The following is a 16,920-nucleotide window of genomic DNA, read 5'->3' as shown; positions in this document are numbered from 1 at the left end:
GGGTTACGCCTTGCGGCTAACCCACCTACCGAACTCGGCTAGATCCGTCCCAGCAGCAGCAGGATCAGCAGGATGACGATGACGAGCCCGAGGCCGCCGCCGCCGTAATAGCCGGTGCCGTAGAACGGGCCGCCGCCGATGCCGCTGAAGCCGCCGAGCAGCGCGATGACCAAAATGATCAGAATGATCGTACCGATAGACATGCCAAATCTCCTCCAGCCCTTCGTTGGAAGGGTCTCTTGCAACCTGTCCCGTGGTGCGAGGGCAACTTGCCGCAGGTTTTAAAGTTCCCCCAATGAAACACCGGTTGCACGCTCCACTTGCATGGAACCTTTGCGGTGTCCGGGGGCATGATTATGTGAGGTTCAATCACTAACCGGGCAGAGCCATGTCAGCACCGCTTGTCGTCTCTATTCCCCACCGCCTCGGCCGCGAGGAGGCGGTGCGTCGTCTCAAGACCGGGCTCGGCCGTGCTGCCGCCAGCATTCCCGTGATGCAGGTCGAGGAGGAGCGCTGGAACGGCGACAGCATGAATTTCCGTATCCGCGCGCTGGGGCAGATTGCGAGCGGCCAGGTCGATGTCGCCGACGACCATGTCAAGGTGCAGGTGGTGCTGCCCTGGCTATTGCAGCGCTTTGCCGAGATGGCGCGGGCCACGATCCGCAAGCGCGGCCAGTTGCTGTTGGGCAAAGACGGGAAGAGCTAGCGTTCAAGCGCGGGTGCGCTGTCGCCCCGGCTTCGCCACACCCGCTGGGCGCGCCGGGATGACAGAAGCGGGAAAACCGCGAAGCGCCTGCGCGAGCGGCAGATCGTTCCCGGCGAAACCCGGCACGCTATAGCCCGTGACGTCGATAGTGGCGTCGGCTCCATCGAGCGCCGGCCATTCGCGTCCTGCTTGCGTGAAAGGTGCGAACTGGCGCCCGACCGCGACGATCGCCGCAGCCCGGCCGTGGCGGCGGGCAAACGCCACGACATGGTCGGCATGTGCGCCCTGCACCTGAAGCGGCTGGTAGTCGCCTCGCGCGAAGACGTCCGGCAACTCGTTGCGCAGCTTGAGCAGGTGCCGCGTCCAGGCCAGCTTGAGCTGGCCGTCCGGCCAGCTCTGGATCAGATGATTCCAATCCGGATTCTCCAGCGTGCCCAGCGCCGCGTGTCGTGCGGAAAAATCCACCGGGCGGCGGTTGTCGGGATCGACCAGCGAGAGGTCCCAGAATTCGGTGCCTTGGTAGAAGTCGGGCACGCCCGGCAGTGTCGCCTTGAGCGTGAGCTGGCTCAGCGCGTTCAGCGCACCGAGCAGCGCGACGCGGCGAGCCAGGGTTTGCAGCGCCTCCAGGAATTCGCCTGACAGCGCGGGATCGAGGATCTTCGCGATGAAGCTATGGACGCCGTTCTCGTAGGCCTCGTGCGGGTTGAGCCAGCTGGTCTCCTCCTTGCCCTCGCGGGCGGCCTTGAGCGCATACGCCTGGATACGCGCGACGAAACCGGCACCGGCCGGCTCCTGGAGGGACCAGGCGCCGAGCAGCGTCTGGTAGAGCATGTATTCGAACGTTGCCGAGGGAGCGCGCAGATTGCCGTCGAGCGCGAGGTGCGGCGCGTTCAGGACTTTCCAGCGCGCCACGGCGCTGGTCCATTCGCCGGGAATTTCACTCAAGGCCGCGATCCGCGCGCGGGCGTCCTCGCCGCGTTTGGTGTCGTGCGTGGCGGTCGCCGTCATCCCTTGCGGCCATTCCCGGGCGCGGGCCTGCATGGTCTCGTGGAAAGCGGGAATGGTGAGCCCCTTGCTCGCGGGATCGCCGCCGACTTCGTTCAGGGCGAGCAGCCGGTGGAATTGATAGAAGGCGGTGTCCTCCAGCGACTTCGCCATCATCGGTCCGGTGAATTGCTGTACCTTCAGCGCAAAGCGGCGCACGCGCGGCGCGCTGTGCGGGGGACGGCCGGGCTTGAGCAAGTCCATGGTGAGCGCGTCGCGCAGGAAGTCGAAAATGCCTTCGTCCGCGGCGAACCATTCCCGGCGCGCGGCCTCGATGGTGTCGTCGATCAGCTTGCGATCGTTCGCCGTCGGCGCGCCTGTCGTCAAATAGGTGCGGTACACCGGGAAATGAAGCACGTAGAGCTCGAGCGCCTGCCGCAGGCTGTCGGCGGAAAAGTCGCGGGTCGAGTAGTGCCCGTTGGCGATGCGCGCCAGCAGGCGCGTCAGAACTGTGAATTCGCTGGTCAGTAGTGTCTCCAGCACGCGCCTTTTGGCGTCCTTGACGTAAGGCGCGAGCCGCGGCGGCCGGTTGCTGATCTGCCGCCAGGTCTCGTCCAGCGCCTCCAGTCCCTTGGGGTCGACCAGAACGTGGGTGATGGCATTCATCCACTCATAGCCGGTGGTGCCCTGGACGCCGGCGAAATGCGGCAGGCGCTCGTGCTCGCACAGGATCTTCTCGATCACCGTATAGAACGGCCTGGTGGTGCCCTGCGCGTCGCGCACCAGCCGGCGCAGCCGCTGGCAATATTGCGCGGGATCGCGCAGGCCGTCGATATGATCGAGCCGGATGCCTTGCAGTTTGCCGTCGGCAATGAGTTGCTTCACCAGCCGGTGCGTGGCGGCGAACGTGCCGGGATCCTCGACGCGCATGCCGGCGAGCCCGTTGACGTCGAAGAAGCGGCGATAGTTGATGTCGCTCGAGGCAAGCCGCCAGTGCCCGAGCTTGTAGTGCTGGCGCTCCAGCAGATGATGCAGCGCCAGCGTCTGCGCGGCGCGGTCCTTGGCGGCGCGATAGGCGCCAAGGCCGCGCGCGATGATATCGGCGCCGCCTGCGATCTCCTTGAGCTCCGCCTTGAAGCCGGGCGCTTCCTTGCGGTTGGGACGGCGCAGTCCCGTGTAGCGCGCCGCGAGCGACAGCAGGCGCTTGCCGGCCTCGGTCTCGGCGGCGTCGGCTTCCTTCACGATCATCCGCAGCATCTCGCCATAGCGCTCCGGCGCGATCGGCAAGCGGTGCTCGAAATACCAGGCGGAAAAACTACCTTCGTCGGGATCGTAGCGCAGCTCGATATCGCCGCTCTCGAGCGCTTCGCCATAGGATGCTCCGAGGATCGGCAGCAGCACGCCGCCGCGGGCGCGGAAAGCCAGTTGATCCCAGTCGATATCGAAGGAGACGGCGTGCGGCGAGGCCTGGCCCCATTCCAGCACGTCCAGCCACCAGGGATTGTCGGCAAAGTGCACGCCGACATGGTTCGGTACGAAGTCGATGATGAGGCCGAGGTCGTGTCGCGTCAGCGCCTCGCTCAGCCGCGCAAAGCCGGCCTCGCCGCCGAGCTCCGGATTGAACTGGCTGTGATCGACGGTGTCATAGCCGTGGGTCGAGCCCTTGCGGGCCTTCATCACCGGCGAGGTGTAGAGATGCGTGATCCCCAGCGCCTTCAGATAGGGCACGACCGCGGCGGCCTTGTCGAAGTCGAAATCCGCGGTGAGCTGAAGCCGGTAGGTTGCGAGAGGAATGGCTGGAGGCATGTCAACCTCCGAGGCGCCAGACCACCGACCAGGGCGCAAGCCGGTCGCCGGTCGCGCCGCCCCAGACCAGGGTCCCCACACCGCCGTCGGAACACGCGACATCCTTGTCGGAGAGATTGGCCACGAGGCGCAACGTCGCGCCATCCCCCATGTGCCAATGTGCGGTGAGCAGGCCGCTATCGGCCACGGCGGAATCACCGAAGCGCGCACCTTTCAGTCGTGGCGCGATCTCCTTGTGGCGGAGTGCCAGCAGCTCCCGCACCAGCGCGAGACGTGCGTCCTGCTCCGACGTGTGGCCGGTCCAGTCGAGCACGGCCGATTGCGGCGTTGCCGGATCGAGCGGGTCGGGCACCTCGTCGCCGTACGTCTCATAGGCCCAGGCGTATTCCTGCCTGCGTCCCTTGCGCACGGCATCAGCCAGTCCGCCCTGGAAGTCGCAGAAGAACGGGAAGGGCGCGGTGGAGCCCCACTCCTCGCCCTGGAACAGCATCGGCACCATCGGCGCGAGCAGGGTCACCGCGAGGGCTGCTTCGATCTGCTTGGGCGGTGCCAGGCTCTCCAGCCGGTCGCCGAGCGGCCGGTTGCCGACCTGGTCGTGGTTTTGCAGGAAGTTGACGAAGGTTGCTGGCGGCAGCTCGCCGCTGTCCTCGCCGCGCGGCTTCTTGCCCCAGAATTCAGAGATTTCGCCCTGATAGACGAAGCCGGAGGCGAGCGCGCGTGCGAGATCGAGCCGAGGCGTTTGATAGTCCGCGTAATAGCCGGCGAGCTCGCCCGTCAGCATCACGTGCCAGGCATGGTGGTAGTCGTCGTTCCACTGGGCGCGATATTTGCCGTTCGGAGGCTCCTGCGCGGCGTCAAGCAGGCTCGCGCGGTTGTCGCCGTTCTCCAGCACGAGATGGATATGCCGCCCCGTCGCCTTGGCAAGCTCGCCCGCGGCGACGCTGAGGTCTTGCAGCATCGATTGCTCGCCGGGGATTGCCATGATGTGATTGGCGGCATCGAGCCTCAGGCCGTCGAAGCAATAGTCGCTGAGCCACGACAGCGCGTTCTCGACGGCAAAAGCGCGAACCTGCGGCACGCGATAATCGATCGCACTGCCCCATGGCGTGTGCGCGTCGGTGAAAAAGGCCGGCGCGTAGCGGCCGAGGTAATTTCCCTCGGGGCCGAAATGATTGTAGACGACGTCGAGGAACACCATCAGCCCGCGCAGATGTGCTTCGTCGATCAGCGTCTTCAAATCATCGGGACGGCCATAGGCGCTGTCGGGCGCGTACCACAGCACGCCGTCATAACCCCAGCCGCGACGACCGGCGAAGTCGGCCAGCGGCATCAGCTCGACCGCGGTGATGCCGGTCGCGACGAGATGATCGAGCTTGTCGATCATGGCACGATAGGTGCCTTCCGCGGTGAAGGTGCCGACATGCGTCTCGATCAGCACCGTCTCTTCCCAGGGGCGGCCGCGCCAATCGGATGCGCGCCAGGCGAAGGCGTCATGATCGATCACCTCGCTCGGGCCGAATACGTCGTCGGGTTGGAATGCAGACGCCGGATCGGGCACGTCCATCTCGTCGTCGATCCTGAATTTGTAGGTGCTGCCGACGGGCAGATTGGCAATCTCGGCGACATACCAGCCATCCTGCCGGCGCTGCATCGCGTGTCGTCTGTCGAGCAGGAGATCGACACGGCGCGCGGCAGGCGCCCACAGCCGGAACGACACGCCGTCCTTTGTCGGCCTCGCCCCGAAGGATGGCCTCATAGCGCCCCCGCGAAAGCGAGCACGGAGCGCGGCGGCGCCTTGCTGTCGCTTCCGGGTTGGAAGTCGACCGTGTTCAGCTTGGCGTCCGTCGTGTTGAGGATTTGCTGCCAGCTCTTGTATTCGGTCAATTTTGGCAATTTGAATGCGATCTCTTCGGGGGCTGCGTTGAGTACGATAAAGATCGCGGCGCTGCCCGGTTCCATCGGCCCCATCACATAGGACAGGAACCGCCCTTCCGGGAATTTCCAGTCGCTTTCCGTCATTTCGTCGCCGGCCGGCGTCAGCCACAGCGCGCCGTAGGAGATGCCGTCCTTGGGGCGGCCGTCGAGCCAGCGATGGCTGCGAAGCTGCGAGAACCGGCGGCGGATCTCGGCGAGTTCGGCGACGAAATCGACCATGTCGTCGCCGTCCTTGCCGAGATTGTCCCAGCCGACCCAGCCAACCTCGTTGTCCTGGCAATAGGCGTTGTTGTTGCCTGATTGCGAATTCCCGACCTCGTCGCCGGCGAGGATCAGCGGAATGCCCTGCGCCAGCATGAGGCAAGCCAGCACGTTCTTGCGAAGCTGACGGCGCAAGCTGACGATTTGCGGATCGTCGGTCGGGCCCTCGACACCGCAATTGTTGCTGTGGTTGTCGTTGGAGCCGTCGCGATTGTCCTCGCCATTGGCCTCGTTGTGCTTCTCGTTGTAGCTGAAGAGATCGGCGAGGGTGAAACCATCATGCACGGTGATGTGGTTGACGCTGGCGCGCGGCCGCCGTCCGTCGTGGTTGAACAGGTCGGAGGACGCCGTCATGCGGCTGGAGATGTCGCCGATCAGGCTGCCTTCGCCGCTCCAGTAGCGGCGCATGGCACTGCGGTAACGGTCGTTCCACTCCGACCATTGCGAGGGAAATGCGCCGACCTGATAGCCGCCGAGGCCGAGGTCCCAGGGTTCGGCGACGAGCTTGACGCTCGCCAGCACCGGGTCCTGGCGGATCGCGGTCAGGAACGAGCTGCCGCGATCATAACCGTTCGGCCCGCGCGCCAGCGTGGTGGCGAGGTCGAAACGGAAGCCGTCGACGTGGCAGACCTCGACCCAATAGCGCAGTGAATCCATCACCATCTGCAGCACGCGCGGGTGGGTGAGGTTCAAAGAGGAGCCGCAGCCGGTGAAGTCGTCGTAATAGCGCGGGTTCTCGCGGTTCAGCCAGTAATAGGAGGCGTTGTCGATGCCGCGGTAGCACAGCGTCGGGCCGAGGTGATTGCCCTCGGCGGTGTGGTTGTAGACGACGTCGAGCATCACCTCGATGCCGGCATCGTGCAGGCGTGCAACGGTGGTGCGGAAGGAATCGAGGGCGTTGTCCTGGGAATAGCGCTGCTCGGGCGCGAAGAAGGACAGCGTGTTGTAGCCCCAGTAATTGGCGAGCTTCTTCTCCACCAGGATGCGGTCATCGACGAAACTGTGCACCGGCAGAAGCTCCACCGTCGTGACGCCGAGCTTCTTCAGGTGCTCGATCATCGCCGGCGAGGACAGGCCGCCATAGGTGCCGCGCAAATTCGGCGGCACGTCGTCGCGCTTCTGTGTCAGTCCCTTGATATGGGCCTCGTAGATGATGGTGTCTTCCCAGGGAATGTTGGGCCGGATCTCGCGGCGGCCCCAGTTGAAGGTCTCGTCGACGACGACGGCCTTCGGCATGCCGCGCGCATTGTCGCGCCGGTCGAACGACAGGTCCTCGCGCGGGCTTCCGGTGCGATAGGCGAAATGCGCGTCACTCCAGACCAGCCGCCCGGAAAGCCGCTTGGCATAGGGATCGAGCAGGAGCTTGTTGGCGTTGAAGCGGTGGCCGTGCTCCGGCTCGTAGGGGCCATGCACGCGATAGCCGTAGAGCTGGCCGGGCGAGACGTCGTTGAGATAGCCGTGCCAGACATCCTCGGTGCGCTCCGGCAGCTCGACGCGCTCGAGTTCGCGGCGGCCTTGCATGTCGAACAGGCACAGCTCGACCTTCTGCGCGTTGGCGGAGAACAGCGCGAAATTGGTGCCGCGTCCGTCCCAGCTTGCGCCGAGGCGTGCGGGCGATCCAGCAGTCAGGCGCATCGTTCAGCTTTCCGGAACGAGGAAGATCGCGGCGAGCGGCGGAATGGTGAGGCGGAGCTCGCCATCGACGGCATGGACTTCGCCGATGTTGCCGACATTGCTGCCGCCGTAATGGGCGGAGTCCGAGTTGAACACTTCCTTCCACTTGCCACCGAGGGACGCGCGGACGCGGTAGTTGCGATAGACGTTGGGTGAGAAGTTGACGATCACCATGCACCGGGCGTGCTCGTCAAATCCCTTGCGCAGCCAGGCGAACACGTTGCGGTTGGCGTCGTCGGTGATCAGCCATTCGAAGCCGGCCTGCTCGCAGTCCATCTGGTGCAGGGCGGGTACCGCGCGATAGAGCCGGTTGAGATCGCGGATCAGCGCCTGGATGCCTGAATGGGGCTTGTACTCGAGCAGGTGCCAGTCGAGCGACTGGTCGTGATTCCACTCACGGCTTTGCGCGATCTCGGCGCCCATGAACAGCAGCTTCTTGCCGGGATGGCCGAACATGAAGCTGTAATAGGCACGCAAGTTCGCGAAGCGCTGCCATTCGTCGCCGGGCATGCGCCCCAGGATCGAGCGCTTGCCGTGCACGACCTCGTCATGCGACAGCGGCAGGACGAAGTTTTCCGAGAAGGCGTAGTGCAGGCCGAACAGGATGTCGCCGTGATGATGCTTGCGGTGGATCGGGTCCTTGCTGATGTAGTTCAGCGTGTCGTGCATCCAGCCCATGTTCCACTTGTAGCCGAAGCCGAGCCCGCCGAACTCGACCGGGCGCGAGACCTGCGGCCAGGCGGTGGACTCTTCGGCGGCCGTGGTCGCCTGCGGGAAACGCGCGAACAGCTCGGTGTTGAAGCGGCGCAGGAACGCGATCGCCTCGATGTTCTCCCGGCCGCCATGCTGGTTCGGAATCCACGCGCCGGGCGGACGGCTGTAGTCGAGGTAGAGCATGGACGCGACGGCATCGACGCGCAGTCCGTCGATCGCGTAGCGCTCGAGCCAGAACAGCGCGTTCGAGACCAGGAAGTTCGTCACTTCGGTGCGGCCGTAATTGTAGATCAGCGTGCCCCAATCGAGGTGGCGGCCCTGGAGCGGATTGGCGTGCTCGTATAGCGCTGTACCGTCGAAACTACCGAGCCCGTGCGGATCGTCCGGGAAGTGGCCGGGCACCCAGTCGAGCAGCACGCCGACGCCTTCGCGGTGGCAGGCATCGACCAGCGCGGCAAAATCCTCGGGCGTGCCGAAGCGGCTGGTTGGCGCATACAGGCCGGTCGGCTGATAGCCCCAAGAGCCGTCGAAAGGATGCTCGCTGACGGGGAGGAATTCGAGATGGGTGAAGCCCATGTCGCGGGCGTAGGCCGGCAGCTGCTCGGCCAGTTCGCGATAGGTCAGCCATTCATTGCCGTTCTTGCGCCGCCACGAGCCGAGATGGACCTCGTAGATCGACATCGGCGCGGACAACGCGTTGATGCCGTCGGGCGCCGGTCGCGGCCGCGGCAGATGCGCTTCGTCGAACACGATGGAAGCGGTCTTCGGCCGCACCTCGCTCGCAAACGCCATCGGATCGGACTTCAACGGAAGCAGATGGCCATGCGGTCCGATAATTTCGAACTTGTAGTGGTCGCCGGCCTTGGCGTGCGGGATGAACAATTCCCAATAGCCCGCGCCCCGCACCCGCATCGGATGGCGCCGTCCGTCCCAGAAGTTGAAGTCGCCGACCACGGAGACACGCCGGGCGTTCGGCGCCAGCACCACGAAGCCGATGCCATCGATGCCTTCGAGCCGCATCGGATGCGCGCCGAGCTTGTCGTAAAGGCGCTGGTGGGTGCCTTCGCCGAGCAGATAGAGGTCGAAATCGGTCAGGATCGGCGGAAGGCGATAGGTGTCCTCGAATTCGATGACGTTGTCGCCGAACTTGGCGCGGAGCTGGTAGTGCTTCGCGCCGTTCGGGAGAGCGCCGATGAACAGGCCGGCATCATGGACGCGATCGAGCTTCGCCACCTCGCCGTGCTCGCCCACCGCTTCGACATTGGAGGCATCGGGAAGAAACGCGCGCACCACGCTCTTGTCGCCCTCGGGGTGCAGCCCGAGATAGTGGAAGGGATCGGAGTGGCGACCCTCGATGATCGCATAGGCCTCGGCAGGGAGTTTAGGCATGGGCTTCGCTCTCGATACTGGACAGAATGCGAAGCAGTCCGGACAGCGGCGCATGGAGCCCCTCAGGCCGGTGGGACAGCTCGTACTCTACTTCCTCGAACGCTTGATCAAGCAGGAAAAACCTTAACAGGCCTGCCGCGGATTGCGGATCTTCCGGCCACAGCCGCCGATCGGTCATGGCTTCGCGGTAGGCGGTGAGGAACGTCGCGGTGGTGCGCTCGCGCCATTCGTCGAGCGCAGCCGTAAGCCGGCCCTGTTCGTCGGAAGCACCCGTGAGCGCGCGGTGGAGCGCCGCGTCAACCGAAAGATCAATCGAGCGGATCAGGCCGGCAACGTCGCGCGCCGCAGGCAGCTTGCGCCGCTTGTCGGCCAGCGGCGAACGCGGATCTCCGTCGAAGTCGATGATGAAGATATCGTCCTTCACGATCAGAGTTTGCCCGAGGCGGAAGTCGCCATGATGACGGATGTTCAACCCGCCGATCTCGGAAGATAATAGCGCGTTGAGCCGGCCGGACAGGGACGCCCGCTGCGCGGCGAGCTGATTGATCAGCGGCCGATCTGCCTCTCGCAGGCCGTCGCTGCTGCTGGCCAGCCGCTCGAAGACCCGCTCGGCCCGTGCCTTGAGCTCGGATGACCAGCGCTTGATTTGTGCGGAGCCAATCGGCTCCGGCACGAGATCGTTTGGCTTTGCGGCGGCCAGAGCCACATGCAGCTCGGCAAGCCGCCGGCCGATCTGCGTAATGAAGTGCAGATAGGGCGCTTGCTCCTGGGTCTCGCGGGGCATCTCGCCCGGGGGCAGCACCCGCTGCTCGTCGATATAGCGGTCGAGATAGCCCGCGGTGACGCCCCAGCCGTCGCCCTGGTTCTCGACATAGGCGTGCAGCACGCCGACTGCGCTGCGACGGTCGTCTTCGACCAGCTCGACGCTGCCGAGCAGTGCCGGCGTGTTGGCAAAGCGGGCGATTTCGGTGAGGTACGAGCCGATCTCGATCTCCGGATTGATGCCGGCTTCGAGCTGGCGATAGATCTTGGCGACATACTGGTTGTCGACCAGCGCGGTGCTGTTCGACTGCTCGATCGCGCGGATGCGTTCGGGCTCCTTGATGGTGTACTCGGCAAACCGGCTGGTCGCCTTGAACTCCAGCCGCAGATTGTTTTCTTCCACCACCAGGTTCTGCGACAGATTGCGCAGGAACAGGCCAATGAAGATCTGCTCGGTTGCGACGTCCAGCAGCGTGCCTTCGCGGGCACCCTGGCGCACGGCGGCGAGCGCCCTGGGATTGAAGCGTTCGCGGTCGAAGCGCACCCATTCGATCTGCATCGGCAGCACGTAGCGCGTGGTGACGTCGCCCTGCGCCGCCTCGAAGAACGCGATCCAGGGCCTGTTGTCGCCGATGTCGCAGAACGGCACCGCCGAGGTCAGCGTCGGCTTGATGTGCTTGGGATTGTGCTCCGGATACCAGCGCGTGCGCGACAGGAATCCCGGCAGCACCTCATGCTCGAACACGCCGCGCTCGCGCGCCAGCGACACCCAGGTCGAGTTCACCGGCACCACCAGCGTCTCGAATTCCGGGACAGCGCGCGGCATCACCGGCTCGGACTTGTCGCGCTCGGTGAGCTGGAACCAGTAGAAGCCATAGGGCCCCAGCGTGACCATGTAGGGCAGTTCGCCGATCGCCGGAAAACGCGTGCGGCCGAGCATCTCCTGCGGGATGCGGTCCTTCCAGGGCGACAGATCGAGCTCGGTCGCCTGGGCCGCGCGCGACAGATTGGCGACGCAGAGGATCACCTCGTCGCGGTACTGCCGGACATAGGCCAGCACGGCGCGGTTGGCCGGGCGGATGAAGGTCATGGTGCCGCGGCCGAAGGCGAGCGTCGATTTGCGCACCGAGATCAGGCGCTTGGTGGCGCTGAGCAGCGAGGACAGGCTGCGCGACTGCGCCTCCACATTCACCGATTCGTAGCCGTAGACGGGATCCATGATCAGCGGCGCATAGAGGCGGGCCGGGTCGCAGCGCGAGAAGCCGCCGTTTCGGTCCGGGCTCCACTGCATCGGCGTACGCACGCCGTTGCGGTCGCCGAGATAGATGTTGTCGCCCATCCCGATCTCGTCGCCGTAATAGATGATCGGCGTGCCGGGGAAGGACAGCAGCAGCGAGTTCATCAGCTCGATCTTGCGCCGGTCGTTGTCCATCAGCGGCGCGAGGCGCCGGCGAATGCCGACATTGATGCGGGCGCGCGGATCGTTGGCGTAGGTGGTCCACAGATAGTCGCGCTCGACGTCTGTCACCATCTCCAGCGTCAGCTCGTCATGATTGCGCAGGAACAGCGCCCATTGGCAGCTTGCGGGAATGTCCGGCGTCTGGCGCAGGATGTCGGTGATCGGGAAACGGTCCTCCTGCGCGATCGCCATGTAGATGCGCGGCATCAGCGGGAAGTGATAGGCCATGTGGCACTCGTCGCCGCGGCCGAAATATTCCTGCACGTCCTCCGGCCATTGGTTGGCTTCCGCCAGCAGCAGCTTGCCCTTGGAGTAGGAATCGAGCTCGTGGCGCAGCCGCTTGATGATGGCATGCGTCTCGGGCAGGTTCTCGTTCGAGGTGCCTTCGCGCTCGCAGAGATAGGGAATGGCGTCCAGACGGAAGCCGTCGACACCGGCGTCCAGCCAGCGCTTCATCACCTGGATCAGGGCGCTGACGACGCGCGGATTGTCGAAATTGAGATCCGGCTGGTGCGAGAAGAAGCGGTGCCAGTAGAACGCGCCGGCCTCGTGATCCCAGGTCCAGTTCGACTTCTCGGTGTCGGTGAAGATGATGCGGGTGCCCTGGTATTTCTGGTCGGTGTCACTCCAGACATACCAGTTGCGGGCGCTCGAGCCCGGAGGGCTGCGGCGCGCGCGCTTGAACCAATTGTGCTGGTCCGAGGTGTGATTGACGACAAGCTCGGTGATGACGCGCAGCCCGCGCTTCTGCGCTTCCTGGATGAAGCGCTTGAAATCCTTCATCGTCCCGAAATCGGGATTGACCGCACCGTAGTCGGCGATGTCGTAGCCGTCGTCGCGGCCGGGCGAAGGATAGAACGGCAGCAGCCACAGCGCGGTGACGCCGAGCTCCTGGAGATAAGGCAGCTTCTCGGTCAGCCCTGCGAAATCGCCGATGCCGTCATGATTGCTATCCGCAAACGCCTTGACGTGAAGCTGATAGATGATGGCGTCCTTGTACCAGAGTTCATCCACGATCTCGGCAGCCTCGGCTTTCTTGGTGTCGACGGAAGACAATACGTTCATGGCGTGCGCCTTTACGCCAGGCAGCGGAACAGCAGCGCCGGATCGCGCTCGGGATCGATACGCAACCTGATCCCGCCCCATTCGATGCGGGCCTGTTCGCCGGTGAGGAGGTTTTCGAGTGCCGACACATGGTGTCGCTGCCCACCGGCGTCAACCGTGACGTCGCCGAGCGGCAACCAGAATTCGCGCACGTCGCGCGACAGTGCAATCACGATCACGATGATGTTGGCCGGATCGGTCGCTTCCTTGACGAAGGTGATCGTCTCGCCGTCTTCGATGCCGAGGAAGCGCAGGTTCGCCGTCTGCTGAAGCGCAGAATTCTCGTTGCGGATGCGATTGAGATCCGCGATGTAGGTCTTGATATGGCCGGGCTTGTTCCAGTCGCGCTGCTTGATCTGGTATTTCTCTGAGTCGAGATATTCCTCGCGGCCGGGGATCGCGTCGTGCTCCAGCAGCTCGAACCCGCCGTAGACGCCATAATTGCCGGACAAGGTCGCGGCCAGCGCAACGCGCGATTTGAACGCCCATGTCTCGCCGCCCTGGAGATGATAGGGCAAGAGATCGGGCGTATTCACGAACAGGTTCGGCCGATAGAAATCACGTTCGGGATAGCGCGTCAGCTCGCCGAGATATTGCTCCAGCTCCCACTTCGCCGTGCGCCAGGGGAAATAGCTGAACGATTGTGCAAAGCCGAGCTTGGCGAGGCCCTTCATCAGCTTCGGGCGCGCGAACGTCTTGGAGAACAGGATCACCTCGGGATGCCGGCGGCGGATGTCGCGGATCAGCCACTCCCAGAAGGCGATCGGCGCGGTGTCGTGATTGTCGATGGCGAAGATGGTGACGCCGTGGTCGATCCAGAACAGCATGGCGTCGCGAAACGCGTTCCACAGGCCAGCCCGGTCGACGGACGCGAAATCGGGGATCACGATATCGGAATAGGGCCCGTCAGCCGTCCGCACCGAGCGATCCGGGCGCCATTTGAACCATTCCGGATGCTGCGTCAGCCACGGGTGGTCCGGCGAGCATTGCACGGCGAAGTCGAGCGCGAGCTCGAGGCCGTATTCCAGGCAGGTCGCGACCAGCGCGCGAAAATCCTCGATCGTGCCGAGTTCGGGATGCAGCGCATCGTGCCCGCCCTCGATGGCGCCGATCGCATAGGGCGAGCCGGGATCGCCGTCGCCCGCCACCGGCGCGTTGTTGCGGCCCTTGCGCCGGGTGCGGCCAATGGGGTGAATCGGCGTGAAGTAGAGCACGTCAAAGCCCATTGCGGCGATGTCGGGCACCCGCGCGATGCAGTCGCGGAGCGTGCCGTGCTGTCCTGGCACCACGCTCTGGCTGCGCGGCATCATCTGATACCACGCGCCGAAGCGCGCCTTGTCGCGGTCGACGTGCAGCGGGAATAGCGCCGAGCGCGTGAGATCAGGCCGCGACTGGCTCTCCGCCATGGCTGCGCCGAGCTCGGTTGCCAGCAGCGGGGCAACGTCGCCGGTCTGAAGATAGTCCTCGCATTGCCTGACGATGACGGCGGCGGCGTCCTGCTGCGCGCCATGAGCCTTGGTCAGAAGGCCGGCGCCCTCGATCGCATCGAGCGTGACGTCGGCACCGGAGCGCTGCTTGCGCGCGACTGCGTGCGACCAGGTGGCGAATTCGTCGGTCCAGGCTTCGATCGCATAGACATATTTGCCGGGCTCGACCGGTGTGAACGCGCCTGACCAGCGGTCATTGCCGTGCGGGATCATCGGCTCGCTCTGCCATTCGCGGTCCTGCTCCTGTCGCCAGATCAGCGCTGCGCCGATCACGGCGTCGCCGTCGCGGTAGATGTCGGCCCAGACCTCGACCGGTTCGCGCGCGATCCGCTTCACGGGGAAGCGCCCGCCGTCGATCAGGGGATAGACGTCTTCGATGAGGAAAGTGCTGCCCGCTGCGGCACTCTCGACAGTTTGAATTGTCTTGTTCACGGTGATGCCATTGACAAGAAAGCAGGAGCCCGTTTCCCTTGCCGGGAACCTACGCTTGATACCACTATAGAAAGCCGCTTGTGTGTCATTGGTTCCGTGGGGAACGGCAGGCCCGGCTTGCGAGTTAACCCTGACTAACCTCCTCAGCGACCTCGTTAAAATCAATTCCCCCGGCCAGAAAATGGCTTGCAAGCTGCGTGCCGAATGGATCTTTTAGCTCAAGCCCGGATCAAGGGCGTTCAATCCGAATTCGTCGATGCCCTCGGAAAGCTGCGGGTCACCGATCCCGTGGCCCTCAAATCCATCCTCGACGCGCTGCCGGAAAAGCGGGTTTACCGCTTCGTCAGCGGGCCCGTGGTGGTACGCGCCTTGGGACATCCGCGCACCGAATTGGTGACGATCGGTGCGCCGCCGCTCAAATGGAAGATGACCGGCAACGGCAATTTGATCGCGCAAGGTGAGACGCGCGAGCCCGTGATTGCCTGGCCGGCCGACCTGCCGCTCGGCTATCACCGCCTGACGCTGACCGATGCCGAAGGCGTGACGGAAGAAGTGCCGATGATCGTGGCGCCGGAGCGGGCCTTCTGCGGCGATTTCGATCGGGGCTGGCTGCTTGCCGTGCAGCTCTACAGCGTCCGGTCGGACCGCAATTGGGGCATCGGCGATTTCACCGACCTCGCCGGTCTCGTCCGGCTCGCCAAGCAGCTGGGGGCCGACGGCGTCGGGCTCAATCCCCTGCATGTGTTGTTCGACGACCATCCGGCCGATTGCAGCCCTTATTCGCCGAACAGCCGGCTGTTTCTCAATCCGCTCTATGTCGACGTCGAGGCGATCCCGGAATTTTCCGCCGACCTCGTCCCCGACGCGGCCGCGACCGCCGCGCGGCTCCGCGACGGTGATCGTGTGCCCTATCCCGACATGGCGGCCTTGAAATGGCTCGGCCTCCGCGCTGCCTTCGACGGCTTCGTGAAAAGCGCGAGCGGCGTCCGCCGCAACCAGTTCGACGCCTTCCGCGCGGCTCGCGCGCCGCTGTTGTCCCGTTTTGCCTGCTTCGAGGTGCTACGCCATCGTTTCGCGGCGCCGTGGTGGGAATGGCCGATGGAATGGCAAAAGCCGGATGAGACGAAATGCGCCGAGCTGCGCAATGGCCCGGACAAGCACGAGGTCGAGTTCGTCGAATTCGTGCAATGGACGGCCGATAGCCAGTTGCATGCGGCCAAGGAGCTGGCCAGTCAGCTCGGCATGCGGGTCGGACTCTATCTCGACGTTGCCGTCGGCGTGCAGTCGAACGGCTTCGATGCCTGGAACGAGCAGGGGGCGATCTCCCGCCATCTCGCCGTTGGCGCGCCGCCGGACGTGCTCAACACCATCGGCCAGGATTGGGGTCTTGCCGGCTTTAATGCCGGCGGCCTGGAGGCGCAGTCCTTCGTGCCGTTCGCCGACATGCTCGCGGCTTCGATGCGCCATTCCGGGGCCATCCGTCTCGATCACGTGCTGGGCTTGAAGCGGCTGTATCTGGTGCCGCGCGGCTTCAAGCCCGACAACGGCGCCTATGTGCAGATGCCGTTCGAGGCGCTGCTGGCGACCGTGGCGCGCGAGAGCGCGGCCCATAAGTGCATCGTGATCGGCGAAGACCTCGGCACGGTGCCCGAGGGCTTTCGCGAGACCATGCAGGATTTCGGCATCTGGTCCTACCTCGTCATGATGTTCGAGCGCGATGATGCCGGCCATTTCCGGCCCGTCGACCACTACCGGCCCAACGCGCTGGTGACGCTGAACACGCATGATTTGTCGACCTATGCCGGCTGGCGCTCCTTCAGCGATCTCAAGATGAAGCGCTCGCTCGGGCTCGATCCCGGCGAGAACGATCAGGCCCGCTGGGATGCGCTCGGTCTGCTCGACGAGATCCTGCGTGCCAACGGCATCCGCGCCAATGATGTCTATTCGGTGCTCGCCTTCCTGTCGCGCACGCCGTCGCGGCTGCTTGCGGTGTCGCTGGAGGATCTGCTCGGCGTGATCGACCAGCCCAACATTCCCGGCACGATCGACGAGCATCCGAACTGGCGCCAGCGCCTGCCTGTGACGCTCGACAAGATCGCCTCGAAGGTGGATCTCGCGGCTTTGAAGGCCGCGACGCGGGAACGCTCGTTGCCCGGCGGGCGTTGATCGGCGGGGTCACTGGACGTCGTTTTCGAGGCTCGCACGAC

Annotated in this window: 9 protein-coding genes; 2 read left to right on the top strand and 7 right to left on the bottom strand. The window is 64.7% G+C overall.

Annotated elements, in window-relative coordinates:
- Positions 1 to 38 precede the first annotated feature (38 nt).
- On the bottom strand, positions 39 to 203 hold the full coding sequence (locus tag AC0L2F_RS06025) for a DUF3309 family protein (protein WP_007595743.1): 165 nt from the start codon (positions 201 to 203) through the stop codon (positions 39 to 41).
- A 185-nt stretch (positions 204 to 388) separates the two neighbouring features.
- Between AC0L2F_RS06025 and AC0L2F_RS06020 the strand changes: the two genes are divergently transcribed.
- On the top strand, positions 389 to 706 hold the full coding sequence (locus tag AC0L2F_RS06020; protein WP_473247826.1) for a polyhydroxyalkanoic acid system family protein: 318 nt from the start codon (positions 389 to 391) through the stop codon (positions 704 to 706).
- A 3-nt stretch (positions 707 to 709) separates the two neighbouring features.
- Here AC0L2F_RS06020 and treY read toward each other — a convergent pair whose 3' ends face one another.
- From treY to AC0L2F_RS05990, 6 genes are read right to left on the bottom strand one after another with little or no spacing between them, the layout of a single operon-like run.
- Positions 710 to 3,496 carry a malto-oligosyltrehalose synthase gene (gene treY / locus AC0L2F_RS06015; RefSeq protein WP_473247825.1) on the bottom strand — a complete coding sequence of 929 codons (2,787 nt, stop codon included), beginning with the start codon at positions 3,494 to 3,496 and terminating at the stop codon, positions 710 to 712.
- 1 nt (position 3,497) lies between these two features.
- The gene (treZ, locus tag AC0L2F_RS06010; RefSeq protein ID WP_473247824.1) at positions 3,498 to 5,252 is read right to left on the bottom strand and encodes a malto-oligosyltrehalose trehalohydrolase; all 1,755 of its coding nucleotides are present in this window, start codon (positions 5,250 to 5,252) and stop codon (positions 3,498 to 3,500) included.
- Positions 5,249 to 7,327 (bottom strand): glycogen debranching protein GlgX, encoded by a 2,079-nt coding sequence (gene glgX / locus AC0L2F_RS06005; protein ID WP_473247823.1) that lies wholly within the window; start codon positions 7,325 to 7,327, stop codon positions 5,249 to 5,251. The genes treZ and glgX overlap by 4 nt, the downstream gene beginning before the upstream one ends.
- Positions 7,328 to 7,330: 3 nt before the next feature.
- The gene (glgB, locus tag AC0L2F_RS06000) at positions 7,331 to 9,469 is read right to left on the bottom strand and encodes a 1,4-alpha-glucan branching protein GlgB (RefSeq protein ID WP_063995113.1); all 2,139 of its coding nucleotides are present in this window, start codon (positions 9,467 to 9,469) and stop codon (positions 7,331 to 7,333) included.
- Positions 9,462 to 12,755 carry a maltose alpha-D-glucosyltransferase gene (gene treS, locus AC0L2F_RS05995; RefSeq protein ID WP_473247822.1) on the bottom strand — a complete coding sequence of 1,098 codons (3,294 nt, stop codon included), beginning with the start codon at positions 12,753 to 12,755 and terminating at the stop codon, positions 9,462 to 9,464. The genes glgB and treS overlap by 8 nt, the downstream gene beginning before the upstream one ends.
- An 11-nt stretch (positions 12,756 to 12,766) precedes the next feature.
- A complete protein-coding gene (locus AC0L2F_RS05990) occupies positions 12,767 to 14,713 on the bottom strand; it encodes a maltotransferase domain-containing protein (protein WP_473247821.1) in 1,947 nt (648 codons plus the stop codon).
- A 204-nt stretch (positions 14,714 to 14,917) separates the two neighbouring features.
- On the opposite strand from AC0L2F_RS05990, the gene malQ reads away from it, so the two are divergent.
- The gene (malQ, locus tag AC0L2F_RS05985) at positions 14,918 to 16,879 is read left to right on the top strand and encodes a 4-alpha-glucanotransferase (RefSeq protein ID WP_473247820.1); all 1,962 of its coding nucleotides are present in this window, start codon (positions 14,918 to 14,920) and stop codon (positions 16,877 to 16,879) included.
- Positions 16,880 to 16,920 lie beyond the last annotated feature (41 nt).

The organism is Bradyrhizobium sp. Ken64 (genome assembly GCF_055807555.1).
This window is presented reverse-complemented; position numbering and strand designations above follow the sequence as displayed.